Genomic DNA, 24361 nt, shown 5'->3' with positions numbered 1-24361 from the left:
GGTGTCCGCCGGACTGTCCGTTCGGCTGTCCGCGAGTGTCCGCGAGTGTCCGGCCGCTGTCCGGTGGCGGCGCACGATCGCATGCTGCACTGCGGCAGTGCGGCGGTGGCGATCACAGCCGGACGGAGCGCCGCCCCGATTCGCTTGACCTGCCCGTCCGCGTGGCCGATGATCGCGCTGGGCGAGCGGCTGCGCATCGCCCCCCACCACGATTCCTCTGGAGACTTTGCATGAAACGAAACGTACTTGCCGTCCTCGCCGCCACCATGCTGATCGCCGGCGGCGCCCACGCCGCCGACGACGCCGCGCTCAAGGCCGCCATCGCGGCGCCGTCGCGCACGCCGGCCAATGTGGAGCGCGACGTCTACCGCCATCCGTATGAAACGCTGAGCTTTTTCGGCATCAAGCCGGGCATGACGGTGGTCGAGCTGGCGCCGGGCGGCGGCTGGTACACCGAGATCCTGGCGCCCTATCTGCGCGACCACGGCAAGCTGATCGCCGCAGGCAACGAGCTGGCCTCGCCCAACGCCAACGAGCGCAAGGCGGCCGAGCGCTTCATCGCGTACCTGAACACCAAGCCCGAGGTGTACAACAAGGTGGCGCTGGGCGTGTTCTCGCCGCCGCGCAACAAGTACGAGTTCGCGCCGGCCGGCAGCGTCGATCTGGTGCTCACCTTCCGCAACATCCACAACTGGATGGCGGGCGGGCCGGACACGCTGAAGCCGCTGTTCGCCAGCGTCTACACCAGCCTGAAGAAGGGCGGCGTGTTCGGCGTGGTGGAGCACCGACTGCCGGCCTCGAAGACGCAGGACAAGGAAGCCAGCACCGGCTACATGCATGAGCAGTATGTGATCGGCCTGGCCGAGGCGGCCGGCTTCAAGCTGGCGGCGAAGTCCGAGATCAACGCCAACGCCAAGGACAACGCCGAGCACAAGGGCGGTGTCTGGGCGCTGCCGCCGACCTACGCCAACAAGGACGAGGACCGCGCCATGTACCAGGCCATCGGCGAGAGCGACCGCATGACGCTGAAGTTCGTCAAGCCGTAGTTCAGAAGCGCGTGAACTTGGTCTCGTCCGGCGCGCCCTCGGCCACCAGGTCGAGCTTGCGGGACGGACGCGCCGGCGCCGGCTTGGCGCCCGGCTTGAGCACGGCGGTGCGCCGCGCCGCACTGCGCGGCGCGGCGGGGTTGACCGCGTACTGCTTGAACACCGCCATCAGCAGGCCGAGCTGCTCGGCCTGCGCGCTCATCTCCTCCGACGTGGCCGCCAGTTCCTCCGAGCTGGCCGCGTTGACCTGGGTGGTCTGGCTCAGCTGACTCACCGCGCTGTTAATCTGCCGCACGCCCGAGCTCTGCTCCTCCGATGCCGCCGCGATCTCCTGCACCAGCTCGGACGTCTTGCGGATGTTGGGCGCCAGCGCGTCGAACATCTGGCCGGCCTGCTCGGCCAGCTCCACGCTGTCGGCCGCCACCTTGCCGATCTCCTGCGCCGCCACCTGGCTGCGCTCGGCCAGCTTGCGCACCTCGGCCGCCACCACGGCGAAACCCTTGCCGTGCTCGTGCGCGCGCGCCGCCTCGATGGCCGCGTTCAGCGCCAGCAGGTTGGTCTGGTAGGCGATGTCGTCGATGATGCCGATCTTGCTGGCGATCTGTTTCATCGCCATCGCCGTGGCCTTGACCACCTCGCCGCCGCGCGCCGCGTCCACCGCCGCCTGCGTGGCGATGCCGTCGGTGACCTTGGCGTTCTCGGTGTTCTGCGCGATCGACGCCGTCATCTGCTCGATCGAGGCGCTGGTCTCTTCCACGCCGGCCGCCTGCTCGCTGGCCGCCTGCGACAGCGATTGCGCGGTCGAACGCACCTCCTCGGAGGCGCTGGCCAGGCTGCCCACCACCATCTGCACCTCGCGCACGATGGCCGACAGGCTGCGCGCCAGCCACACCGCCAGCACGCAGCCCAGCAGCGAGATCGCGATGTCCATGCCCAGTATCAGCCGCTTGGCCGAGTCGGTCACTTCCGTCATGGCGGCCGATTCGCCCTGGGTCTCGCTGTCGTTGACCTTGAGGAGCTTGCGGAAGGCGGTGGAGATGGCCTCGTCCGCGCCCTTGATGGCCTTGTCCATCTCCTGCGCCGACTGGCCTTTCTCGTGCATGGCCTCCAGCTGGGTCATGCTGTCGCTGTAGCTGCGGGTGGCGGCCACGATGTCGCCCAGCAGCGTCTGCTCCTCGGAGGTGAGGCTCCCGGCCGCCTTGTAGCCGGCCATGTGCTTGTCGATGTCGGCCAGGTCGGCGCGGAACTTGCTGTTGTTGTCGCCACCGCGCAGGATGTAATTCTTGAAATGGTGCACCGCCTGGCCGTGCGCGATGACGCCTTCCAGCACGGCGTTCTTGCGCGCCAGCGTCACGGTCTCGAACTCGTCCCAGCGCTGATGCAGCGTGCTGAGCTTGGCGAAGGCGATCACGCCCATCAGCACCACCAGCAGCACGATGCCGCCAACGCCGGCATGCAGCCGGGTCTCCATTTTCATCTGTTTGAACATGAGCGGTTTCTCCAGTCGGCAGGCAGGGTCACGAGCCATTGTGAACCAATCCGCCGCTGCAAATCTCACCAATATTCACATGTGGCATACTCCCCACGCGGACTGCCGGACGGGCTCGCTAGTTGGCCAGCGGCAGCGCGCCGCCCTCGGCCAGCGCGGCCAGTTCGCTGGCCGCCACCACGTGCTGCACGTTGAGCAGCAGCACGAAACGCCCGTGCACCTTGCCTATGCCCTGCAGCATCTCGGCGCGCACCTGGGCGCCGAAGCTGGGCGCCGGCTCGATCTCGGACGGCGGGATGTCGAGCACGGCATTGACGGCGTCGACCAGGATGCCGATCACGAAGGCGCCGTCCTCGCCGCTGTCGACCTCCACCACGATGATGCAGGTGCGCTTGCCGATCGGCGACGGCGCGCGCTCGAGCCGGCGCGCCAGGTCCAGCACCGGCACCGCCGTGCCGCGCAGGTTGATCACGCCGCTGATGCAGGCCGGCATCTGCGGCACCGGCGTCACGCCGGCGTATTCGAGGATCTCGCGCACCGCCAGGATGCCGATGGCGAACATGTCCTGGCCCAGCATGAAGCTGAGGAATTGCGCCGGCGTGGCGCCGGCCAGTTGCTTGGTATCCGCTACGCTCAAGGTATTCATCGCCGCCTCGCTCAGAATTTAACAAAATGCGATTCGTCCGGTTCGCTCATTTCCGCCATGCGGTGGTTGCCGCCCAGGCCGCCGCGCTGGCGCGCCGGCGGCTTGTTCGGCTGGCCGGGCTTGCCGGGCTTGCGCACCACGGCCGCGCGCACCGGCCGCGCGCCGCCGGCCAGCGTGAAGAAGGCCATGGTCTGCTGCAGCTGCTCGGCCTGGCCGCTCATCTCCTCGGCGGTGGCGGCCAGCTCCTCGGAACTGGAGGCGTTCTGCTGGGTGGTCTGGCTCAGCTGGGTGACGGCGGCGTTGATCTGGCCGACGCCGGCCGACTGCTCCTCGGACGCCGCCGTGATCTCCTGCACCAGGTTGGAGGTGCGGCGGATATTGGGCACCATCTCGCCGAGCAGGCGGCCGGCCTTCTCGGCCAGCTCCACGCTGCTGGACGCCACCTGCTCGATTTCCTGCGCCGCCACCTGGCTGCGCTCGGCCAGCTTGCGCACCTCGGCCGCCACCACCGCGAAGCCCTTGCCATGGTCGCCGGCGCGCGCCGCCTCGATGGCCGCGTTCAGCGCCAGCAGATTGGTCTGGTAGGCGATATCGTCGATGATGCTGATCTTCTTGGCGATCTGCTGCATCGCCGCCACCGTCGACTTGACCGCCTCGCCGCCCTCGGCCGCCTCCACCGCCGCCTTGCTGGCGATGCCGTCGGTGACCTTGGCGTTTTCCGTGTTCTGCGAGATCGACGCCGTCATCTGCTCGACCGAGGCGCTGGTCTCCTCGGTGCCGGCGGCCTGTTCGCTGGCCGCCTGCGACAGCGCCTGCGCGGTCGCGCTGACCTCCTCGGAGGCGCTGGCCAGCGCCTCGGCGCCGTTGTTCACCTCCTGCACCACGTGCGACAGTTTTTCTATCATGCCCTTCATCGCCGCCAGCAGGCTGGTGGTGTCGCCGTTCCTGAGCGCGACGTCGGCGCTGAGGTCGCCGTCGGCCACCTGGCGCACGATCTCGGCCGCGTAGGCGGGATCGCCGCCCAGCTGGCGCATGATGCCGTTCAGGATCAGCAGGCCGATCGCCACCAGCAGCGCCAGCGCCACGCCGCCGGTGCCGTACATCAGGTTGAGCGCGTGCGCGGACGAGGCGTCGGCCTGGCGCACCGCCGCGTCGCCGTAGCCGACGTTCAGCGCCACCAGCTTGTTCAGGCTTTCCTCGGCTTCGTGGAAGAAGGGACGGGCCTCGCCGACGGCCTTGTGCAGCGCCGCGAACAGCTCCTTGCGCTTGCCGGGGTCGGCCCGCACGATCTGCCCGGCCGCGTCGCTGATGACGGCGTCGCGCGCCTTCCAGGCATCCCACTGCTTGACGAACACCTTCCACAGCGCCTCCTCCTCGGGCTCCTGGGGCAGCGGCTCGTAGATCTTCCAGGCCTTGTCGATCTCGCTCCAGATTTCCTGCTTGCGCTTGATTTCGTGCGCGAAATTGCCGAAGTCCTCCGGGTAGGCCGCCACCGTGTCCATCGAGCGGTTGGCCGACCGTATCGCGGTCTGGCCCTCGCTCACCTGCAGCAGGCCCTGCACCGATGGCAGGCGGTTTCTGCCGACCTCGGCCAGCATGGCCGCTTCCTGCTTCAGCCCGAGGAAGGCGATGATGACCACCGCCGCCAGCGCCAACACCGCCACCGACAACAGCATGATGATCTTGGATCTGACCGTTAATGTAGACAGCATATGGACTCCCTGGTGGTAAAACTCATCAGACTACTTTCGACTACGGTTGTTCCGCCAGCGCGCGCAAGCGGCGACGTTCGTGGCGTATCCATCCCACCAATTCCTCGGCCGGCATCGGCTTGGCCAGCAAATAGCCCTGCGCCATGTTGCAGCCCAGCGCGCGCAGCAGCTTCCAGTCGGCCAGCGTCTCCACGCCCTCGGCCACGGTGGCCACGCCCAGGCTCTGGCCGAGGTCCAGCGCGCTCTTGAGCACCATGTGGCGGTTCGGCCACTGCCAGGCGCCGTTGACGAAGGCGCGGTCGATCTTCAGTTCGGTGAACGGGCAGCGGGCGAACTGCTGCATCGACGAATAGCCGATGCCGAAGTCGTCCATCGCCAGCCCGTAGCCCATCAGCCGCAAGCGTCCCATATTGGTCAGCGCCTGCGACAGCTGGCGCATCACGCTGGTCTCGGTCACCTCCCACACCAGCGCCGACGGCGGCACGCCCGACGCGCCCACCAGCGCCATCAGGCGGTCGATGAAGCCGCGCTCGGCCAGGTTGTCGGCCGACAGGTTGACCGACACCGTCAGCGGCGGCAGGCCGGCCTGCTTCCATTCCAGCAGCCGGTCCAGCACCTGGCGCACCATGCCCAGCGTGAACTCCTCCATCAGCGGCGTGCCTTCCAGCGCCTCGATGAAGCACAGCGGCGGCAGCAGGCCGCGGGTCGGATGCTGCCAGCGCGCCAGCGCTTCCAGGCCCTTCAGGTGGCCGTTCTGGATGGTCACCTTGGGCTGGAAGTGGGGCAGGAATTGCTGCCGTTCGATGGCGAGCGCCAGCTCGTCCACGCCCGGCAATTCCGGCTGCGCCTGGACCGGGCTGGCGATCGCCTTCTTGCCGGCGCGGTCGAGCAGCATGGCCAGCGCGTCCAGCTGCACCGGCTTGAGCAGGGTGCCCAGCAGGTCCAGGCAGGCGTCCTCGAAGTTCATGCTTTCGATGATCTCCAGCAGGCGCGGGTCGCGCGCACTGACCACGATCAGGTTCTGCGCCAGCTGCCGCTCGCGCAGCTGACAGGTCAGCTCGATGCCGTCCATGCCCGGCATCTCCAGGTCGGTCAGCACCAGGAACACGCCGTCGCCGCCCAGGCGCTCGAGCACCTGCAAGGCTTCGACGCCGTCGGCCGCCTCCAGCACCTCGCCGAAATCGAGCTGGCGCAGCAGGCCGACCAGGTAGCCGCGCTGCACCAGGCTGTCCTCCACCACCAGCACGCGCTGGCCGCTCCAGACATGGGCCGGCGCGGCGTGGCTGGCGGAGAGGATGGAGGTGCTCACGGTGGCCGCCTTCGGTATCAGTAGGAAAGCTGTTGCAGGATTTCGCGGTAGATCGCGTTCAGCGGCAGCGACCTCTCCACCCCGCCGCGCTTGACCGCTTCCTTGGGCATGCCGTACACCACGCAGCTGGCCTCGTCCTGGGCCACGGTGCGGGCACCGGCCTTGTGCATCTCCAGCATGCCGGCCGCGCCGTCGTCGCCCATGCCGGTCATGATCACGCCCAGCGCGTTGGCGCCGGCCGCGCGCGCGGCCGAGCGGAACAGCACGTCCACCGACGGCCGGTGGCGGTTCACCAGCGGCCCGTCCACCACCTCGACATAGTACTGGGCGCCGGTGCGGCGCAGCAGCATGTGCTTGCCGCCGGGCGCGATCAGCACCAGCCCCTGCAGCACGCGGTCGTTGTTGGCCGCCTCCTTGACCCGCACCTGGCACACGCTGTCCAGGCGCGCGGCGAAGGCGGCGGTGAACTTCTCCGGCATGTGCTGCACCACCACGATGCCGGGCGAGACCCGCGGCAGCGCCGTCAGCACCTCCTCCAGCGCCTGGGTGCCGCCGGTCGAGGTGCCGATCGCCACCACCCGCTCGGTGGTGGCGGTCATCGGCCGGTATTCGGACGGCGGCAGCACGGCGTCCGCGTTGAGTTTGGCGGTGACCGGCGGCGGCGCCGGGCGGTTGACCAGCTTGCCGACGCGGGCGCCGGCCGCCGCCCGCACCGCCGACACCAGCTCGTCGGCGGAATCATGCAGGAACTGCTTGAGGTCCAGGCGCGGCTTGGTGATGATGGCCACCGCGCCGGCCGACAGCGCCTCGACCGAGGTCTGGGCGCCCTTCTCGGTCAGCGTCGAGCAGATCACCACCGGGGTCGGCCGCTCGCTCATGATCTTGCGCAGGAAGGTGATGCCGTCCATCTTGGGCATCTCGACGTCGAGCACGATCACGTCCGGCCACTCGACCTTCATGCGCTCCATCGCCAGCAGCGGATTGGCCACCGCGTGGCCGACCTTGATGCCGGGCGCGGCGTTCAGCAGGCTGCTGAGCACCTGGCGCACCACGGCCGAATCGTCGACGATCATCACGTTAATCGCGCTCATGCCTTCTCCTTGTCCGGCCGCGCCGGGCCGCCGGCCAGCTCCGGCGGCACCTGCCGGCTCAATACCTCGCCGCTGCGGATGGTGAAGATCAGCTGCCGGTGGCCCTCGCCGAACAGGCTCTCGGACACCACCCGTATGCCCTGCTGCTGCAGCAGGCTGCGCGCGTAGTCGCCGTTCTGCAGGCCGATGTCGCGCACCTTGACGTTGCGCGGGAACATGGCGGCGCCGCCGAAGATCTTGCCCTGGCACTGGGCCAGCGGCACGCCGCGCCGCGCCATGCCGCGCAACAGCAGCTCCATGGCGTCGGCGCCGTACATGCCGGGCTTGTCGTGGCTTTTCCGGCGGCCGCTGCCCGGCAGCAGGAAGTGCGACATGGCGCCGATGCGCAGGCCCGGATGCCACAGCGTGACCGACACGCAGGACCCCAGCAGCGTGCGCACGCGGAACTGCTCGTCGCCGACGAAATAGTCGCCGGGCATCAGAAAAATATCGATGAGCTTGGAGTCGGGCATGGTCGGCGTCTCGATCATGGTTTGCGGTAGATCGAGGGCGCCACGGCGGCCAGGGTGTCGTTGATGTCGTTCAGCGTTTCCGAGTGGCCGATCAGGAAGTAGCCGCCCGGGCGCAGCAGCGTCAACAGGCGCGCCACCACCTGGCGCTTGGTCGCCAGGTTGAAGTAGATCATCACGTTGCGCAGGAAGATGACGTCGAAGCTGCCCAGCTTGGGCAGGGGTTCGTTCAGGTTCAGGTGGCGGAACTGCACCCGCTCGCGCAGCGGCCGCTCGATCAGCAGCGTGCCGGCCTCGCTGCCCTGGCCCTTGAGGCAGTAGCGCTTCAGATAGGGCAGCGGCATCTGGCTGGCGCGCTCGACCGGATAGTGGCCGCAGCGGGCGCGCTCCAGCACGCGGGTGCTGATGTCGGTGCCCAGCACTTCCCACGGTGCATCGTCCAGCACGTCGGCCAGCACCATGGCCACGCTGTAGGCCTCCTCGCCGCTGGAGCTGGCCGCGCTCCACACGCGCAGCGTGTGGCGCTTGTCGCGCGCCTGCTGCGCCAGCTCGCGCAGCAGCGCGAAGTGCTTGGGCTCGCGGAAGAAATACGTCTCGTTGGTGGTCAGCAGGTCGACCGCCACCTGCAGTTCGGCCGGCTGCACGCGGCTCTCCAGCAGGCGCAGATAGTCGCTATAGCTCTCCAGCTGGTAGTGGGCCAGGCGCTTGGCCAGCCGGCCGCTCACCAGCGCCTGCTTGCCGTTGGCCATGCAGATGCCCGCCGCCTCGTAGATGAAGCGCTGGAATTGCGAAAACTCGCGGTCGGTGATGGTGACGACTGCCATGGTGCGCGCCGTTTCAGCTGTGGTGCATGGCCACGGTGCCGCGCGCCAGCTCGACGATCTCCTCGCTCGACAGCACGCGCCCGATGTCGAGCAGGATCACGAACTTGCCGTTGACCTTGCCGATGCCGGCGATGAAGTCGGGCCGGATGCGGGTGCCGAAGGACGGCGCCGGCTCGATGTCGCCGGCGGCGATCTCCACCACCGCGTTGACCGCGTCGACCAGCATGCCCAGCACCTGCTTGCCGTCGCCGCTGTCGACCTCGACGATGACGATGCAGCTGCGCTTGCCGATCGCGCTGGGGCCGCGCTCGAAGCGCGCCGACAGGTCCATCACCGGCACCACCGCGCCGCGCAGGTTGATCACGCCGCGCACGCAGGGCGGCATCATTGGCACCGTGGCCAGCGCGCCGTATTCGATGATCTCCTTGATGTGCAGGATGCCAACCGCGTACGGGTCGTCGCCCAGCATGAAGGTCAGGAACTGGCTGGGCAGGGCGGCGCCGCTTTGCAGGGCCACGATCGCGCTGCTGCCGTAGGTGACCACGTGGTCGGCCCCGTTGTTCGCTGCTGTGTACATATCGTCCTCTCCGCGGTTAGGCTGCCAGCGCCGGCACGGCGCCCTTGCCGCTGACGGTGTGCATCAGCGCCGAGACGTCCAGGATCAGCGCCACCTCGCCGCTGCCCAGGATGGTGGAGCCGCTGATGCACTTGACTTCGCTGAACATCGGGCTGAGCGGCTTGATGACGGTCTGGAACTCGCCCAGCAGGGTGTCGACCACCAGCCCGGCGCGGTGGTTGCCCAGCTTGAGCACGACGATGCTCTCGCGCCGCGTGCAGGCGCCGTCGATGCGGAACAGCTCGCGCAGCCGCACGAAGGGCAGCACCTGGCCCCGCAGATTGCAGTAGTCCTGGCCCGGCTCGGTGGCGTACTCGATGCACTCCTCGATCATGTCGAGCGGGATCACGAACACCGAGCCGCCCACCTGCACCAGGAAGCCGTCGATGATGGCCAGGGTCAGCGGCAGGCGCACGGTGACGGTGGTGCCGGCGCCCTCGCGGCTGGAGACGTCGACGCTGCCGCGCAGCGCCGTGATGTTGCGCTTGACCACGTCCATGCCGACCCCGCGCCCGGACAGGTTGGTGATCTTTTCCGCGGTGGAGAAGCCGGCCTCGAAGATCAGGTTGTAGATCTCGCTGTCGCTGAGCTTGCGCTCGGGGTCGACCAGGCCGCGCTCGACCGCCTTGGCCAGGATCTTCTCCTTGCGCAGGCCGCCGCCGTCGTCGCTGACCTCGATGACGATGCTGCCCGACTCGTGGAAGGCGTTCAGCTTGATCATGCCCTTGGCCGGCTTGCCGGCCGCCACCCGCGCCTCGCCCGGCTCGATGCCGTGGTCCATGGCGTTGCGCACCAGGTGCATCAGCGGGTCGCCGATCTTTTCCACCACCGTCTTGTCCAGTTCGGCGTCCTCGCCGTCGACGATCAGGCCGATGTCCTTGCCCAGCTCGCGCGCGACGTCGTGCACCACGCGCTGGAAGCGGTTGAAGGTGGCGCCGATCTTGACCATGCGCAGCTCCAGCGCGGCGTCGCGCACCTCCTCCACCAGGCCCGACAGCGTGGAGGTGCATTCCTGCAGCTCGGTGTTCTGGATGTGCTGGCCGATCATGTCGGCGCGCGCGCCGGCGATGATGAGCTCGCCCACCAGGTCGATCAGGCGGTCGAGCTTGTCGGAATCGACGCGGATCGAGCGGCTCTCCTGCGCCTTCTGCTCGCTGACCTGCTTCTGCTTGGCCAGCGCGGCCTCCACCACCACCGGCGGCACGTTGCCGGCGCCCACCAGGATGCTGCCCAGCTGCTGCGGCGGCGTGTCCTCGGCGCGGTTGCCGGGATTCGATTGCTGCTGCAGCGCGCCCTCCAGCTCGTGCGCGGTGACGCTGCCGCAGCGCACCAGGATCTCGCCCAGCCGCGCGGCCTGCTCCGGCAGCGCGCGGATCAGGTCGACGTAGTGCGACACCTTGCTGTGGGGCGGGATGATGCGGATCTCGCAGTCGTCCTGCACGAACTCGAACACGCCGGCGATGGCCTCGCGGTCGGCCGTGCTGTCGAAGGCGATCTCGAAGCCCAGGTAGCACAGCTCGGCGTCCATGTCGTCGGCGGCCGGCAGCGCGTCGGGCACGGTGGCGATGCCGACGATCTTGCCCAGCTTGGCCAGGTAGCGCAGGAAGGCGATCGGGTCCATGCCGTTCTGCAGCACGCCGCGGCCGAAGCGCAGCGAGATGTGCCAGTAGTCGCTGTCGCCCCGTTGCTGGTCGATGCGCTCGACGCCCGGCTCGGCGTGCACCGCCAGCGGCGCCTCCGGCGGCGGCGCGTGCGTCTCGGCCGAGCCGCCGGCCATGTGGCGGCGCAGCTGCTGCAGCAGCATCTCGCCCTCGGGCGCGGTGTCGGGGTCGGCCTCCAGCTGGCCGGCGGCCAGCGCGTCGGTCATGCCGGACAGGTAGTCGCAGCACGACAGCAGCAGCACGATCATCTCGTCGTAGAGCGTGACGCGGCCGTCGCGCACCTCGTCGAGCAGGCTCTCGACCACGTGAGTGAAGGCGACGATGTGGTCCAGGCTGAACAGCCCGGCCGAGCCCTTGATGGTGTGCGCCGCGCGGAAGATGGCGTTGATCGCCTCGCCCTGGTCGCCGGCGATGTCGACGTTGAGCAGCGCGTTCTCCATGTCTTCCAGCAGCTCGCGGCTCTCGGTGATGAAGGTCTGTAGTGCTTCGTCCAGGTTCATGGTCATGCCCTCGGAACAAAAATAGACAGATGAATGGTTCAGGCGTGTATCAGCAGGGCGTCGCCGAAGAAGGCGCCCAGGTCCAGCATTTGGAAGATCTCCACCACCGCCGGGCTGTGCTTGACCAGGCGCAGCTCGCGCTGGTGGGCGTTGGCGGTCTGCTTGGCCAGCATCAGCACCTGCAGGCCGGCCGTGTCGAGCTCGGTCACGCCGGACAGGTCGATCTCCAGCACCTGGGTCTTGCGCAGCGCGTCCAGCACGGCCGTCTTCAGGTCGGCCGCGCGGTAGATGGTCAACTCGCCGTCGAGGGCGAGGCGGGCGACGGCGCCGCCGCTTGCATCGGACATGGCGTCCTCCGTTTGGTTAGGGCATCACAAGTTTGGCCACCGCGCCCAGCAGCACCTCGGGCTTGAACGGCTTGACCACCCAGGCCTTGGCGCCGGCCGCCTTGCCCTCCTCCTTCTTGCTCTCCTGCGACTCGGTGGTGAGCATGATGACCGGGGTGAATTTGTACAGCGGCAGCTGCTTGAATTCGCGCACGAAGGTGATGCCGTCCATATTCGGCATGTTGACGTCGCACACCACCAGGTGGATCTTCTGGCCGGTGCATTTGGACAGCGCATCGACGCCGTCGCGCCCTTCGATGACATCGTAGCCGGCGCCCTTGAGCGCGATGCCGACCACTTGGCGCAGGGAGGCCGAATCGTCGACCACCATGATGGTTTTAGCCATGTTCCGTCCCTCGTTTAAACGTCAGAAAAAGGTGATCTCGTCGGCCGCCGCGGCCACCGGCGCGGCGTGGCTGGAACCGCTGTGCACCGCGTGCTCCTCGGCCATGGCATAGGTCTTCTGCAGATCGCTCAGCAGCGGCTGGGCGTCCAGCGGCTCCAGCACCTGGGCCGCGTGGTAGCGCTCGCGGTTGTCGCGCAGCAGCGCCGGCAGCTGCTCCATGTTCTCGCGCACATGCGCCATCACCTGGCTGACGCGGTCCTGGAACTGCAGCTGCACCAGCGCCTCGCCCACCTCGCCCTGGATGCCGATGCTGTCCTGCTTGAGCTTGTCGGCCGACTGCACCAGCGCGTCGGTCATGGCGCGGAAGTCCTGCAGCACCGAGACGATCATGCCCTCGGCCGACTGCATGGACTTGTCCTCCTGCTCGCTCGACTGCTCGGCCGCCTGGCTGGCGGCCAGGATGGCGCTGCTGATCAGGCCGACGCGGTTGGAGATGTTGCGGCCGGTCTCGGCCGAGCGGCTCGACAGGTTGCGCACCTCGGTGGCCACCACCGCGAAGCCGCGCCCGGCCGGGCCGGCGCGCGCCGCCTCGATGGCGGCGTTGAGCGCCAGCAGATTGGTCTGGGCGGCGATGCTGGCCACGCCCTCGGCCATGTCGCGCAGCTCGCGCGTGAAGCGTTCCAGGTCCTTGATCTGCGCCAGCATCGCGTGCTTGGACGACATGGCCGACTTCATCGACGTCACCACCGAGCCGAGCTGGGTTTCGCTGCGCGCGAAGATTTCCGTCATGGCGTTGCCGCCGCCCTGGCCGCGGTCGTGGCTGGAGACGTGGACCGCGTCGTCGAGCTTGTCGACGATGCTGGAGAAGCGCCCGGCCAGGTCGGCCACCGCCTCCTCCATCTGGCTGCGGGAATTCTCGATGTGGCGGCACCAGATCGGCAGCACGGCGTCGCCGAAGCGTTCGCGCGCGGCCAGGTAGTCCTCGATCATGGCGCGCTCGCCGCCGCCGGCGCCGCCGGCACCGCGCACGCTCCAGGCCGCGGCGGCCAGCAGCAGCGCCGCCCACAGCACGGTGTACCAGCCCCACGCGCTCCAGCCGGCCGCGATCGTCCCCAGGGCGCCCCCGCCGGCCAGACCGAAGGGGACCAGCATCTTACTGTCGAATCCGCTATTGTTCTTCACTGGACGCCACCCCACTGTAGTCTCCCGGCGCCTCGTTCGGGGGACGCCGTGAATCCAACTGTATCTCAGAAACAAAGCCCGCGCCACAATGTAGGTGGCGATTTAATTGTATCGGTTGTTTTACGCGACAGCACTCTAAATTGCTTCCGAAGAGAAATAATTTAACGTTAAGATGTGGGCCTGTGCGCCCGCTCCCGCGCCCCTGTTGCACCCGCGCAACCGCCTGCCGGACGGCGTCCGCCGGACCACTCACTATCACGTTGGAACCTGCCTATGCCCGCCTTGAATATCGATCCCTCGCTGCCGCTGCTGGTGGTGGACGACAACCAGCAGATGCGCTCCGTGGTCAAGGGCATCCTGGCCGACCTCGGCTTCGTCAACGTGTTCCTGGCCGGCAGCGGCGAGGAAGCCTGCCGCATCCTGGCCGAGCGGCCGATCGCCGCCGTCATCTCCGACCTCGACATGCCGGGCATGAGCGGCCTGCAACTGCTGCAGTGGGTGCGCGCCAGGCTGGCCGACGCCGAGCTGCCCTTCCTGCTGCTGCCGAGCGAGGCCAACCGCGAAGGCTTGCGCGCGGCGGCCCAGGCCGGCGTGACCGATTGCCTGATCAAGCCCTTCACCTTGGCCACCTTCCACAGCAAGCTGCAGGCGATGTTCCAGTCGCGCGGCGACGCCGCGGCGCGGCGCGCGGCGCTGCGGCGCGCCGCCATGGCGGCCGAGCCGGCGCCGCTGATCGGCCTGGAGCGGCCGCTGGAGGAGCGCCTGCGCGAGGCCACCGTGCTGGTGGTGGACGACATCGCCAGCAACATCAAGGTGATCGCCGGCATGCTGGCCGAGGACGGCTACGGCGTGAAGGTGGCGATCTCCGGCAAGAAGGCGCTGGAGATCATCCCGGCGCACCGGCCCGACCTGATCCTGCTCGACGTGATGATGCCGGAGATGGACGGCTTCGAGGTGTGCCGCCGGCTCAAGGCCGACCCGGCCACGGCCGACATCCCGGTGATCTTCCTGTCGGCCAAGGACCAGGCGGACGACATCGTCGGCGGGCTGGAGCTGGGCGCGGTGGACTACGTGACCAAGCCGGTCGATCCGGCCATCCTGAGGGCGCGCCTGCGCACCCACCTGCGCCTGGCCGGCACCATGGCCGAGCTGCGGCGGCAGAACTGCGCGGTGGACGACAACGCCCGGCTGCGCGAGGAAGTCGAGCGCCTGAGCCGCTACGACCTGGCCACGCCGCTGGCCGAGGTGCTGGACGCCAGCGCCCGGCTGCTGGCCGATCCGGCGCTGGCGGCCAGCCCGGCGCAGCGCGTCCAGCTCGACGCGCTGGACCAGGCGGCGCGGCGCGCGCTGCGGCTGGCCGGGCTGTCGCTGGAACTGTGCCGCATCGAACAGGGCGCCTGCCAGCCGCGGGCGGTGCCGGTGGCGCTCAACCCGCTGCTGGCGCGCGCCACCGCCGCCGTCGCCCACAGCCATCCGGTGATGCTGCCGGCCGCGGCCGCCACGCTGCTGGGCGACCCGGCGCTGTGCCACCTGCTGTTCGAGCACCTGCTGCTGAACGCGGCGGCGCAGACCCCGGCCGGCACCTCGATCGTGCTGGGCGCCACGCTGGAGGACGGCGGCTGGGCGCTGACGCTGGAATACGCCGGCGTGCTGCCGGCCGCGCAGCGCGCCTGCCTGCACGGCCTGGCCGAGCGCCCGGCCGCCGAGGGCGCGCTGCCGATGTACGCGGCGCGCCTGCTGGCGCAGGTGCAGGGCGGCGCGCTGGGCGCCCAGGACGACGGCGCGCGCACCCGTTTGCTGCTGCGCTTGCCGTCCGCTTGAAAACTCTGCACTCGACATTTGCGCGCTTCCCGGTTAGATTGCCAACGTTGCATGGAAATGATGCAAATTTGACTATCAAATTTATGGGGAATCAAATGAAACAATATGGCGCGGAATTTTTTGGAACGTTTTGGCTGGTGCTCGGCGGCTGCGGCAGCGCGGTGCTGGCGGCGGCTTTTCCCGGCGTGGGCATCGGCCTGCTGGGCGTCTCGCTGGCCTTCGGCCTGACGGTGCTGACCATGGCCTACGCCATCGGCCACATCTCGGGCTGCCACCTGAACCCGGCGGTGTCGATCGGCCTGTGGGCCGGCGGCCGCTTCCCGGCCAATAAGCTGGTGCCCTACATCGTGGCGCAGGTGCTGGGCGCCATCGTCGCCGGCGGCGTGCTGTACACCATCGCCAGCGGCAAGGCCGGCTTCGACGTCATGGGCGGCTTCGCCTCCAACGGCTACGGCGCCCATTCGCCGGGCGGCTACTCGCTGCTGGCCGCGCTGGTGACCGAGGTGGTGATGACCATGATGTTCCTGCTGATCATCCTGGGCGCCACCGACGAGCGCGCACCGAAGGGCTTCGCGCCGCTGCCGATCGGCCTGGGCCTGACGCTGATCCACCTGATCAGCATCCCGGTCACCAACACCTCGGTCAACCCGGCGCGCAGCACCGGCGTGGCGCTGTACGTGGGCGACTGGGCCACCAGCCAGCTGTGGCTGTTCTGGGTCGCGCCCATCGTGGGCGCGCTGCTGGGCGCCGCGATCTACCGCTACATCGGCGCGCCGGAAAAGGCGTAAACCGTTTAGACCGTTCCGGCCAGCGCGGGGCGCGCGCCGCCGCAGCCCCGCGGCGCCGGCCGCCCCGGCCCGGCGCCGTCCAGCTTGAAGATGCTGACGGCCGCCGCCAGCTGGGCCGCCTGCTCCTGCATGGCGTCGGCCGCGGCGGCGGCCTGCTCCACCAGCGCGGCGTTCTGCTGCGTCACCTGATCCATCTGCGTGATCGAGCTGTTGATCTGCTCGATGCCGTTGGTCTGCTCGCCGCTGGCGGTGCTGATCTCGGCCATGATGGCGGTCACCCGGCCGATGCTGCTGACCACCTCCTCCATCGTGCTGCCCGCCTGGCCCACCAGGCGCGTGCCGGCCGCCACCTTGCCGACCGAATCGTCGATCAGCGCCTTGATCTCCTTGGCCGCGCCAGCCGAGCGCTGCGCCAGGTTGCGCACCTCGGACGCCACCACCGCGAAGCCGCGCCCCTGCTCGCCCGCGCGCGCCGCCTCGACCGCCGCGTTCAGGGCCAGGATGTTGGTCTGGAAGGCGATGCCGTCGATGACGCCGATGATGTCGACGATCTTCTTGGACGAGGCGTCGATCGAGGCCATGGTCTGCACCACGTCCGACACCACGGCGCCGCCGCGCTGCGCCACGTCCGAGGCCGACGCCGCCAGCACGTTGGCCTGGCGCGCGTTGTCGGCGTTCTGCTTGACGGTGGCGGTGAGCTGCTCCATCGACGAGGCGGTCTCCTCCAGCGAGCTGGCCTGCTGCTCGGTGCGCGCGGACAGGTCCAGGTTGCCGGCGGCGATCTGCGAGGAGGCGGTGGAGATGGCGTCGGTGCCGCTGCGCACGTCGCTGACGATGCGCACCAGGCCGCCCGACATGCGGTGCAGCGCCTGCAGCAGCTTGCCCGGCTCGTCCTGGCTGTAGCTGGCGGCGCTGCGTCCGCGCTCGACCAGGTCGCCGCCGGCCACGCACTCGGCCAGCGCCACCGCCTCGTTGATGGGACGGGTGATGCCGGTCGTCAGCCACCAGGCGAACGCCACGCTGAAGGCCACCACCAGCGCCGCCATCGCCATCAGCAGCAGGCGGCTGTCCTTGGCCACCTGGTCGATGCGGGCGGCGGAAGCGTCGATTTCCTTGCGCTGGTGGTCCAGCATTTTCTGCAGCATCGCCTCGTAGGTCTTGGCGGCCGGGAGGTAGACGTTGTCGAGCAGGCGGGTGGCCTCGTCGGCGTCGCCGGCGGCCTTGGACTTCATGACGCCGTCGCGCGCGGCCACGTAGGCCTTGCGGGTGTTGACCAGGTCGGCCATGAGGGCCTTGTCGTCGTCGGTGGCCAGCTCCTCGATCTTCTTGATCAGGCCCTGGGCGTAGGCGGTCGTGGTCTTGGCCTCGTCGGCGAAGAAGGTGGCCAGCACCGGATCGGCGCTCTTGGCCACGGCGGTGGTGCGGCGGATGCCGGCGAACACCAGGCGGTACCAGTCGGCGATCAGGCGCTCCTTGGCCAGCGGCAGCTCCATCATGGCGCGGGTGGACTCGGCCACGCCCTGCAGGCGGTAGATGCCCAAGCCGGTGTTGAGGATCAGGATAGCCAGGATGACGGCGAATCCCAGCGATAAACGCCGCCCGATGCTGAGGTCACTTATCTTCATTCCAGTCTCCGTTCGCTTGAAATGGGGGCCGGCCTGACCCTGCCGGCCGGCGTTTTATCAGTCTATGGTAACGCCGATTCCAGCAGCCGTTCAACTAGTTGAAGTCTGAAATATATTTTCGATTTACATTCCAATTCACAACAAAACTTGCGTTACGGACTGAGAAAACGTTTACACTTCCGGTGTTATGTACGGCCAATTCCATGCCGGGACGAAGACCACCACCAAAAATGAACCAGGCATTCTTAGAACACAGAGCAAAGTACCGGGAGATCGTGGCCCGGCGTTTCAAAGTCACGCCGGACATGTATGACGAGGTGACGCGCCTGCTGGCGCCGCTGGCGGTGGCGGCCAGCCTGCGCAAGGGCGAGTATCTGCAACGCATCGGCACGGTGGCGGGCAGCGTGTACTGGCTGCACAGCGGGGTGGCGCGCACCGGCTTCATCACCGAGACCGGCAACGAGGTGACGCTGCATTTCCTGACCGACGGCGAGACGGCGGCCGCGCACGACGACCTGCTGCGCGCGCGCGACGACGAGCCGGCGCTCAATTTCGTGGTGGCGGAGACGGCGGTGCACGGCTATCGGCTGGACTGGCTGGAGATCAGCCGGCTGGCGCACAGCAACGGCCTGCTGCGCGATTACTACCTGAAGGTGTCGGAGCGCGGCATCATCGACCAGAGCCGGCGGCGCTACCTGAGCGCCTCGCCGGCGCAGGGCAGGCTGAGCGCGTTCCGGCGCGAGTATCCGGGGCTGGAGCAGCGCATCTCGCAGAAGGTGGTGGCGTCCTTCCTGGGCATCACGCCGCAGTACATGTCGCAACTGCTGCGCAACGACGAGAACAAGATCGGGGGTCAAGTCTGACATTCGGACACGAGCCCGGCTGTCGCACGGGGGTCAAGTCTGACATTCGGACACGAGCTCAACCGTAGGCGCCGCCTACGGTTGAGCTCGTGTCCGAATGTCAGACTTGACCCCCAGCCCACGGCGCAGTTCGTGTCCGAATGTCAGACTTGACCCCAGTCGTTTATTTCATGCCCTTGATCTTGTTCTTGTCGTCGACGAACACGACCTTCGGCTTGTAGTCCCTGGCCTGCTCTTCGCTCATCGGCGCGTAGGTGCAGATGATCAGCAGGTCGCCCAGCTGGGCGCGGCGCGCGGCGGCGCCGTTGAGCGAAATCTCGCCGGTGCCGCGCAGGCCCGGGATCGCATACGTGGCGAAGCGCTCGCCATTGTTCACGTTGTACAGCTCGATCTTCTCGTTGACCCAGATATCGGCCGCGTCCAGCAGATCCTGGTCGATCCCGCACGAACCCTCGTAATTCAAATCCGCCTGCGTGACCGTCACCCGGTGCAGCTTGGAGCGCAGCATAACTCGTTGCATAGACATCTTCTTCTTCCCTCAATTATTAAACATTCAAGCTTTGCATCCACACAAACCGCCGTGCCGTGACGCGAGGCCGCCATCCTACCATTAGCCGCACGCCGCCGTCTCATTTCGCGCCGAGGCCGCCCTCAACAACCACAGCGGCCGCGCTTTGTGGCATATTGCCAACTAGCAAATAGGAATGCAGGTTGGCAGCAATGAGATTAACCCGATTATTCGCCCTCACCGGCGCGGTGCTGGCGTTGCTGGTATGCGGCATGCTGGGACGGCTGTTGTGGGGCGAGTGGGTACACTACCGCGCCGCCGGCACCGGTCACCAGACGCTGCAACTGATGCGGCGCGCCATGATCGCCGCAGAAAAACTCTCCTTCGAACGCGGCCCGGTCAACGCCGTGCTGGGCGACGGCGTGCCGGCCGACCCGGCCTACCGCGAGCGGCTGCGGCGCGCCCGCGCCGACACCGACCTGGCGCTGGCCCGGCTGCGCGACGAGCTGGCCGTAGACAGCGGCCCCGGCATCCCCGCCACCGCGCTGGCGCCGCTGCGCGCGGCGCTGGCCACGGCGCGCCTGACGGTGGACCAGCTGGCCGCGCAGCCGCCGCCCGAGCGCACGCCGGAACGCCTGAGCGCGGCCGTCGAACGCATGTTCGCGCTGGTGCCGCTGGCGCTCGACGCCGTGACCGGCTACACGCGCGCCTCGGAGCAAGTCTATCCCAGCATCGCCCGCATCCTGATGAAGGCGCGCCTGACGGTCGAGCTGCGCGAGTACGCCGGCCGCCTCGGCTCGGCGCTGACGGTGCCGCTGGCGGCCGGCAGCCCGCTGGCCGAGAGCGACCACCAGCGCCTGCAGTTCCTGCGCGGCCGCATCGAGCAGCTGCGCCAGCTGATCAAGATCCCCGGCAGCGACAGCGACAGCGAGCCGCGCGTGCTGGCGGCGCTGGCGCGCATGGACCAGGCCTATTTCGAGGCCGGCCTGCGGCTGGTGGCCGACATCGAGCAGGCCAGCCGCGCGGGCCGTCCCTACGGCATGAACACCGGCCAGTTCGCGCAGCGCTACGTGCCGTGCATGGGGCCCATCCTGGCGCTGCGCGACGTGCTGCTGGACGAGGCCCAGGCCCAGGCGCTGCGCGACTTCGAGGCGGCGCGGCGCGAGCTGATGCTGGCCGTGATGGTGGGCGCGGCCATCCTGCTGGCGCTCACGCTGCTGCTGCTGATCGTGCGGCGGCGCGTGGTGATCCCGCTGCTGCGCGCCACGCGCGCCGTGGTCCGGCTGGGCAACGGCGACTTCTCGCCGCCGCCCACCGGCGCCCGCCGCGACGACGAGATCGGCGACATGCTGCGCGCGCTGGCCACGCTGCGCGCCAACAGCATGGACCGCCAGCGGCTGGAACTGGAGCGCGTGCGCCTGATCGAGGAACTCAAGCTGCGCGCCGACACCGACTATCTGACCGGCATCCTGAACCGGCGCGCCTTCACCGCGGCCGGCAACCTGCGCCTGCGCGGCGCGCGCGAGCACGACGAATCGCTGGCAGTGATCCTGTTCGACGTCGACCACTTCAAGTCAGTCAACGACTCCTACGGCCACGACGCCGGCGACCAGGTGCTGATCCGCATCGCCGAGGTGGTGCGCGACAGCCTGCGCGACGGCGAGATCGTGGCGCGCTACGGCGGCGAGGAGTTCGTGGTGATGCCGGCCTACTGCGGCATGGAGGCAGCACGCGCGCTGGCCGAGCGGCTGCGCGAGGCCATCGCGCGCGAGCCGCTGACGCTGAGCGACGGCCATATCCTGCGCGTGACGGCCAGCTTCGGCGTGGCCGTGGCGCACGGCCCGTACGCGGCGCTCGACGACCTGTTCCACTCGGCCGACCTGGCGCTGTACCGCGCCAAGCACAATGGCCGCAACCGGGTCGAGAGCCAGGTCTAGCCTACTTCGCGACCTTGTCGGCCTTGGCCGGCTTGACCGGCGTGAAATTGAGGTCGCGGAAGTCGTAGCTGAAGTCCGTCTCCATCGACACCGGCTCCATCTTCATGCGCTCGATGCTGGCGTCCGGATTGAGCGCGAACGTGACGTAGGCGTCGGCGTTGAAGTTGCGCTCCTTCCAGCGCACGATGAAGGTGTCGTGCTGGAAGTGCTCCAGCTCCCCCGTCAGGTCCGGCGTGCGGCTGAAGCGCATGATGTGCTTCCCGCCTTCGGCGCGTATGGTCGCCTTGCCGTACCACGGGTCTTCATACTCGCCGTCGTAGGACGCCAGCGGCAGCGACGGCGTCGACTTGGCGGTGCGCGCGCTGACCTCCTTGCCCTGCCGTTCCAGCTCCTCCTTGTGCGCGGCCGCTTCCTGCTCGGCGTACAGCTTGATCCAGTCGCTGGCCGGCACGTCCAGGTACTGGTCCAGGATGCGCCAGTACAGCGACGCCATCGCCGGACTGTTCTCGGCGTTGGTCAGGATGGCGATGCCCAGCCTCTCTTCCGGCACCATCAGCACCGTCGAATAAAAGCCCTGCAGCGCGCCGCCGTGCATGGCGATCTTGCGGCCCTTGTAGTCGCGCAGGCTGAAGCCCAGGCCATAGGCCGAGAAATTGGGCTTGGTCGCGGCCAGCGCGGGCTTCGGTTCGCGGATGCGCATCGGCGTCTGCTCGGACCACAGCTCGCCCAGCTGCTTGGCGCTGATCAGCTGCGTGCCGTTTTCCAGCTTGCCGCCGCCCAGCAGCATCGTCATCCAGCGCGCCATGTCTTCCGCGCTGGTGTTGATGCCGACCGCGCCCACCGCGTTCTCCACCGGCATGGGCTTGACCACCGCGGCCTTGTCGTTGATCTTGCTGTGCGGCGCGGAGTAGTCGGCGCTGGCCAGCATTTCGGCCACGCTGGTGGTGGTGCTGTTCATGCCCAGCGGCGCCAGGATGCGCTCGCGGATGGCCGCGCCCCACGGCTTGCCGGCCTTGGCGGCGACGATCTTGCCGGCCACGATGTAGAGCAGGTTGTCGTAGGCGTAGCTGTTGCGGAAGCTGGTGGCCGGCTTCACGTAGCGCAGCCGCGCGATGATCTCGTCGGTGCTGAAATTGGTGGTCGGCCACCACAGCAGATCGCCCGCGCCCAGACCCAGGCCGCTGCGGTGCGTGAGCAGGTCGCGCACCGTCATCGCGCCGGTGACGTAGGAGTCGTACATCTGGAAGTCCGGCAGGTGCTTGGTGACCGGATCGTCCCAGGCGATCTTGCCCTCGTCGACCAGCATCGCCAGCGCGGCGGCGGTGAAGGCCTTGGAGTTGGACGCCACTTCGAACAGCGTCTTGCCGTCCACCGGCGCCGGGTCGCCCAGCTTGCGCACGCCGTAACCCTGGGCGGAGATTACCTTGCCGTCCTTGACGATGGCGATCGCCATGCCGGGCACGTCGAAGGTTTTCAGCGCGAGCTTGACGTCGGCGTCGAGGTTGTAGGCCGGCGCGGCGGCCAGCGCCGGGACGGAGACCGCCAGCACCAGCAGCGCGGCGCTCAGGGTACGTGAGATTTTCAGCATCGTTATTTTTTGAATTGTTTGTCGACCGATCCCTGGGTGACCGGATGATAGTGCTCGCGCGCCTTGGCGTAGACCGACTTGGCCCATTCCCGGTCGCCCGGATTCTTCAGCAGCGCGGTGTACAGCGGCACCACGAACTTCTGGCGGCCCACGCTCATCAGGAAGGTGTTGAGCGGCTCGCGCACGTTGTAGCCGGCCTTGATCGACGCCAGGTAGAAGCGGTAGGCGATTTCGTTGTTGCCGCTCTTGCCCAGCGCGAAGGCCTGGTCCAGCTCCTGCAGCTGCGTGGCGTTGGCCTTGCCGTCGATATCGTTCAGAAAGTGCATCCACTCCAGCGCGATCCAGTTCTTGCCGTTCAAGTCCCTGGTCGGCAACTCGCCCTTGAGCCACGCGGTGCGCTGCGCGTCCAATGCGGCCAGGCGCGGCGAGGCCGCGTGCTTCGCGCTGGCCGGAATGCCGGCGCCGTACAGCCACTCGTCGAGCTCCGCCTGCGGCATCACGTCGGGATGCGCGTCCAGCAGGTTCTTCTTCAGGTAGGCCACGAATTCGTCGGTGGTGGCGGACTTGAACGCGTGCTGGTCGAACCAGCCGCGCAGGAAGGGATCGAACACCTCGCGGCCGGCGCGCTGCTCCAGGGTGCGCAGCAGCCACGCGCCCTTGGGATAAACCAGGCCGCTGTCGGTGTAGCTGGCGGAGCTGGTGTCGGCATCGCGCGTGACCAGGGCCTGTTTGGCGGCCGGGATGGACGGCAGCGAGGCCATGGCCTCCTCCTGCTCCACCTGCAGGTTCATCTCCGCCACTTCCTCGCCGTACAGCTTCTCGACGATGCGGGTGGTGACGTAGGTGGTGAAGCCCTCGTTGAGCCAGAAGTGCTTCCACGAGGCGTTGGTCACCAGGTTGCCGGACCAGGAGTGCGCCAGCTCGTGCGCGATCAGGTCCACCAGGCTGCGGTCGCCGGCGATCATGGTCGGCGTGAGGAAGGTCAGGCGCGGGTTCTCCATGCCGCCGATCGGGAACGACGGCGGCAGCACGATCATGTCGTAGCGCTCCCACCGGTACGGGCCGTACAGGCCCTCGGCTGCGCTGATCATCTTCTCGGTGTCGGCCAGCTCGTAGGCGGCGGCGTCGATGCGCGCCGGCTCGGCGTAGACGGCCGAGCGCGGGCCGAGGTTGCGCACGTCGATCTCGCCGATGGCGATCGCCAGCAGGTAGGATGGAATCGGCTGCGCCATCTTGAATTTCCAGCCGCCGGCGCCGGTCGATTGCTGGTCGTTCTCGGCGCTCATCACCACCCGCATGCCGGCCGGCGCCTCGATGCGGGCGCTGTAGGTGAAGCGCACGGCCGGCGTGTCCTGCACCGGCGCCCACGAGCGGGCGTTGATCTCCTCGGACTGGCTGAACATGAACGGACGCTTGCCGGACATGGTCTGCTGCGGTGACATCCACTGCAGCGCGGCGGCCGACGGCGCGGTGCGGTAGTACACGCGCACCTTCTGCGGCTGGAACGACAGCGCGATGCGCAGCGCCCGGCCCTTCTCGGCGTCCGGCTTGTCGAGCATGAAGGAGGCGGCGCTCCAGCGGCCGTTCGGATTGAGCACCTGCACCTTGGCGATATTGAGTTCGTTCGTGTCCAGCACCAGCGTGCGGGCGGACGGATCGATCCAGGACAGCGTCAGCTCGGCGTAGCCGGCCAGCGTCTTGTGGCCGAAGTCGGCCTTCAGGTCCAGATACAGGTCGCTGGTGCGCACCTGGTCGTAGCGGGCGTAGCTCAGCGGGTCGGCATGGGCGGCGCCCAGCGCCGCCAGGGCGGCCAGGACGAACGCGGACAGTTTTTTCTTGATAGGCATGGCGGTCTTTTCAATGTTGGCTGAAGCGCCAAGCAGAATAGCATAGCCATGTATCGGCGATGTGTAC

Annotated in this window: 21 protein-coding genes; 5 read left to right on the top strand and 16 right to left on the bottom strand. The window is 68.3% G+C overall.

The genetic code is table 11. The features are described 5' to 3' along the window. Positions 1–230: 230 nt before the first annotated feature. The gene (locus tag AC07WS_RS03640) at positions 231–1046 is read left to right on the top strand and encodes a class I SAM-dependent methyltransferase (protein WP_494727750.1); all 816 of its coding nucleotides are present in this window, start codon (positions 231–233) and stop codon (positions 1044–1046) included. 1 nt (position 1047) lies between these two features. On the opposite strand, the gene AC07WS_RS03635 is transcribed toward AC07WS_RS03640, so the two are convergent. From AC07WS_RS03635 to AC07WS_RS03580, 12 genes are all read right to left on the bottom strand, one after another. Continuing rightward, entirely contained in the window at positions 1048–2535 is a 1488-nt protein-coding gene (locus AC07WS_RS03635) for a methyl-accepting chemotaxis protein (protein WP_494727749.1), read from the bottom strand. A gap of 118 nt (positions 2536–2653) precedes the next feature. Beyond that, the gene (locus AC07WS_RS03630; RefSeq protein ID WP_494727748.1) at positions 2654–3181 is read right to left on the bottom strand and encodes a chemotaxis protein CheW; all 528 of its coding nucleotides are present in this window, start codon (positions 3179–3181) and stop codon (positions 2654–2656) included. Positions 3182–3192: 11 nt separating this feature from the next. Further along, positions 3193–4893 carry a methyl-accepting chemotaxis protein gene (locus AC07WS_RS03625; RefSeq protein ID WP_494727747.1) on the bottom strand — a complete coding sequence of 567 codons (1701 nt, stop codon included), beginning with the start codon at positions 4891–4893 and terminating at the stop codon, positions 3193–3195. 40 nt (positions 4894–4933) lie between these two features. Further along, positions 4934–6202, bottom strand: coding sequence for an EAL domain-containing response regulator (locus AC07WS_RS03620; protein ID WP_494727746.1), 1269 nt, complete (start codon positions 6200–6202; stop codon positions 4934–4936). 17 nt (positions 6203–6219) lie between these two features. Then, complete coding sequence (locus AC07WS_RS03615; protein ID WP_494727745.1) at positions 6220–7293, bottom strand: protein-glutamate methylesterase/protein-glutamine glutaminase; 1074 nt, start codon at positions 7291–7293, stop codon at positions 6220–6222. Then, a complete protein-coding gene (locus AC07WS_RS03610; protein ID WP_494727744.1) occupies positions 7290–7823 on the bottom strand; it encodes a chemotaxis protein CheD in 534 nt (177 codons plus the stop codon). Before AC07WS_RS03610 ends, AC07WS_RS03615 begins: the two co-directional genes overlap by 4 nt. Beyond that, positions 7820–8626 carry a CheR family methyltransferase gene (locus AC07WS_RS03605; protein WP_494727743.1) on the bottom strand — a complete coding sequence of 269 codons (807 nt, stop codon included), beginning with the start codon at positions 8624–8626 and terminating at the stop codon, positions 7820–7822. The genes AC07WS_RS03610 and AC07WS_RS03605 overlap by 4 nt, the downstream gene beginning before the upstream one ends. A gap of 13 nt (positions 8627–8639) precedes the next feature. Then, positions 8640–9203 carry a chemotaxis protein CheW gene (locus tag AC07WS_RS03600; protein ID WP_494727742.1) on the bottom strand — a complete coding sequence of 188 codons (564 nt, stop codon included), beginning with the start codon at positions 9201–9203 and terminating at the stop codon, positions 8640–8642. A 16-nt stretch (positions 9204–9219) separates the two neighbouring features. Continuing rightward, a complete protein-coding gene (locus AC07WS_RS03595; protein WP_494727741.1) occupies positions 9220–11403 on the bottom strand; it encodes a chemotaxis protein CheA in 2184 nt (727 codons plus the stop codon). Positions 11404–11441: 38 nt separating this feature from the next. Continuing rightward, entirely contained in the window at positions 11442–11750 is a 309-nt protein-coding gene (locus AC07WS_RS03590; RefSeq protein ID WP_494727740.1) for an STAS domain-containing protein, read from the bottom strand. Between the two features lie 16 nt (positions 11751–11766). Then, positions 11767–12135 (bottom strand): response regulator, encoded by a 369-nt coding sequence (locus AC07WS_RS03585; protein ID WP_116993658.1) that lies wholly within the window; start codon positions 12133–12135, stop codon positions 11767–11769. A 21-nt stretch (positions 12136–12156) separates the two neighbouring features. Continuing rightward, positions 12157–13287: a methyl-accepting chemotaxis protein gene (locus AC07WS_RS03580; RefSeq protein ID WP_494727739.1), complete on the bottom strand. Its 1131-nt coding sequence runs from the start codon at positions 13285–13287 to the stop codon at positions 12157–12159. Between the two features lie 303 nt (positions 13288–13590). Here AC07WS_RS03580 and AC07WS_RS03575 point away from each other — a divergent pair, with 303 nt between their 5' ends. Together AC07WS_RS03575 and aqpZ are read left to right on the top strand one after the other, a co-directional pair. Then, on the top strand, positions 13591–15138 hold the full coding sequence (locus AC07WS_RS03575) for a response regulator (RefSeq protein WP_494727738.1): 1548 nt from the start codon (positions 13591–13593) through the stop codon (positions 15136–15138). A gap of 95 nt (positions 15139–15233) precedes the next feature. Continuing rightward, entirely contained in the window at positions 15234–15926 is a 693-nt protein-coding gene (gene aqpZ / locus AC07WS_RS03570) for an aquaporin Z (protein WP_494727737.1), read from the top strand. Positions 15927–15931: 5 nt separating this feature from the next. On the opposite strand, the gene AC07WS_RS03565 is transcribed toward aqpZ, so the two are convergent. Continuing rightward, positions 15932–17551, bottom strand: coding sequence for a methyl-accepting chemotaxis protein (locus tag AC07WS_RS03565; protein WP_494727736.1), 1620 nt, complete (start codon positions 17549–17551; stop codon positions 15932–15934). A gap of 275 nt (positions 17552–17826) precedes the next feature. Here AC07WS_RS03565 and AC07WS_RS03560 point away from each other — a divergent pair, with 275 nt between their 5' ends. After that, positions 17827–18414: a Crp/Fnr family transcriptional regulator gene (locus tag AC07WS_RS03560; protein ID WP_494727735.1), complete on the top strand. Its 588-nt coding sequence runs from the start codon at positions 17827–17829 to the stop codon at positions 18412–18414. 163 nt (positions 18415–18577) lie between these two features. Here the strand turns inward: AC07WS_RS03560 and panD are convergent, their stop codons facing one another. Further along, positions 18578–18934 (bottom strand): aspartate 1-decarboxylase, encoded by a 357-nt coding sequence (gene panD, locus AC07WS_RS03555; protein ID WP_117012711.1) that lies wholly within the window; start codon positions 18932–18934, stop codon positions 18578–18580. Between the two features lie 200 nt (positions 18935–19134). Between panD and AC07WS_RS03550 the strand changes: the two genes are divergently transcribed. Beyond that, complete coding sequence (locus tag AC07WS_RS03550) at positions 19135–20859, top strand: GGDEF domain-containing protein (protein WP_494727734.1); 1725 nt, start codon at positions 19135–19137, stop codon at positions 20857–20859. A gap of 1 nt (position 20860) precedes the next feature. Here the strand turns inward: AC07WS_RS03550 and AC07WS_RS03545 are convergent, their stop codons facing one another. Together AC07WS_RS03545 and AC07WS_RS03540 are read right to left on the bottom strand one after the other, a co-directional pair. Then, a complete protein-coding gene (locus AC07WS_RS03545; RefSeq protein WP_494727733.1) occupies positions 20861–22447 on the bottom strand; it encodes a serine hydrolase in 1587 nt (528 codons plus the stop codon). 2 nt (positions 22448–22449) lie between these two features. Continuing rightward, positions 22450–24294, bottom strand: a complete 1845-nt coding sequence (locus AC07WS_RS03540) for a M1 family metallopeptidase (protein WP_494727732.1) — start codon at positions 24292–24294, stop codon at positions 22450–22452. Between the last annotated feature and the right edge of the window lie 67 nt (positions 24295–24361).

Source organism: Duganella sp. GW821-FHT01E12 (assembly GCF_059422325.1).
The sequence above is the reverse complement of the archived record's forward strand: the minus strand, read 5'-3'. Positions and strand labels throughout refer to the sequence as shown.

Bases quoted from the DNA above. Each gene is read 5' to 3' on its own strand.
- AC07WS_RS03565 (WP_494727736.1), bottom strand. From the start codon at position 17,551: ATGAAGATAAGTGACCTCAGCATCGGGCGGCGTTTATCGCTGGGATTC.
- aqpZ (WP_494727737.1), top strand. From the start codon at position 15,234: ATGAAACAATATGGCGCGGAATTTTTTGGAACGTTTTGGCTGGTGCTC.
- AC07WS_RS03540 (WP_494727732.1), bottom strand. From the start codon at position 24,294: ATGCCTATCAAGAAAAAACTGTCCGCGTTCGTCCTGGCCGCCCTGGCG.
- AC07WS_RS03585 (WP_116993658.1), bottom strand. From the start codon at position 12,135: ATGGCTAAAACCATCATGGTGGTCGACGATTCGGCCTCCCTGCGCCAA.
- AC07WS_RS03545 (WP_494727733.1), bottom strand. From the start codon at position 22,447: ATGCTGAAAATCTCACGTACCCTGAGCGCCGCGCTGCTGGTGCTGGCG.
- AC07WS_RS03590 (WP_494727740.1), bottom strand. From the start codon at position 11,750: ATGTCCGATGCAAGCGGCGGCGCCGTCGCCCGCCTCGCCCTCGACGGC.
- AC07WS_RS03615 (WP_494727745.1), bottom strand. From the start codon at position 7,293: ATGAGCGCGATTAACGTGATGATCGTCGACGATTCGGCCGTGGTGCGC.
- AC07WS_RS03550 (WP_494727734.1), top strand. From the start codon at position 19,135: ATGAGATTAACCCGATTATTCGCCCTCACCGGCGCGGTGCTGGCGTTG.
- AC07WS_RS03600 (WP_494727742.1), bottom strand. From the start codon at position 9,203: ATGTACACAGCAGCGAACAACGGGGCCGACCACGTGGTCACCTACGGC.
- AC07WS_RS03575 (WP_494727738.1), top strand. From the start codon at position 13,591: ATGCCCGCCTTGAATATCGATCCCTCGCTGCCGCTGCTGGTGGTGGAC.
- AC07WS_RS03580 (WP_494727739.1), bottom strand. From the start codon at position 13,287: ATGCTGGTCCCCTTCGGTCTGGCCGGCGGGGGCGCCCTGGGGACGATC.
- AC07WS_RS03605 (WP_494727743.1), bottom strand. From the start codon at position 8,626: ATGGCAGTCGTCACCATCACCGACCGCGAGTTTTCGCAATTCCAGCGC.
- AC07WS_RS03630 (WP_494727748.1), bottom strand. From the start codon at position 3,181: ATGAATACCTTGAGCGTAGCGGATACCAAGCAACTGGCCGGCGCCACG.
- panD (WP_117012711.1), bottom strand. From the start codon at position 18,934: ATGCAACGAGTTATGCTGCGCTCCAAGCTGCACCGGGTGACGGTCACG.
- AC07WS_RS03640 (WP_494727750.1), top strand. From the start codon at position 231: ATGAAACGAAACGTACTTGCCGTCCTCGCCGCCACCATGCTGATCGCC.
- AC07WS_RS03610 (WP_494727744.1), bottom strand. From the start codon at position 7,823: ATGATCGAGACGCCGACCATGCCCGACTCCAAGCTCATCGATATTTTT.
- AC07WS_RS03625 (WP_494727747.1), bottom strand. From the start codon at position 4,893: ATGCTGTCTACATTAACGGTCAGATCCAAGATCATCATGCTGTTGTCG.
- AC07WS_RS03635 (WP_494727749.1), bottom strand. From the start codon at position 2,535: ATGTTCAAACAGATGAAAATGGAGACCCGGCTGCATGCCGGCGTTGGC.
- AC07WS_RS03595 (WP_494727741.1), bottom strand. From the start codon at position 11,403: ATGAACCTGGACGAAGCACTACAGACCTTCATCACCGAGAGCCGCGAG.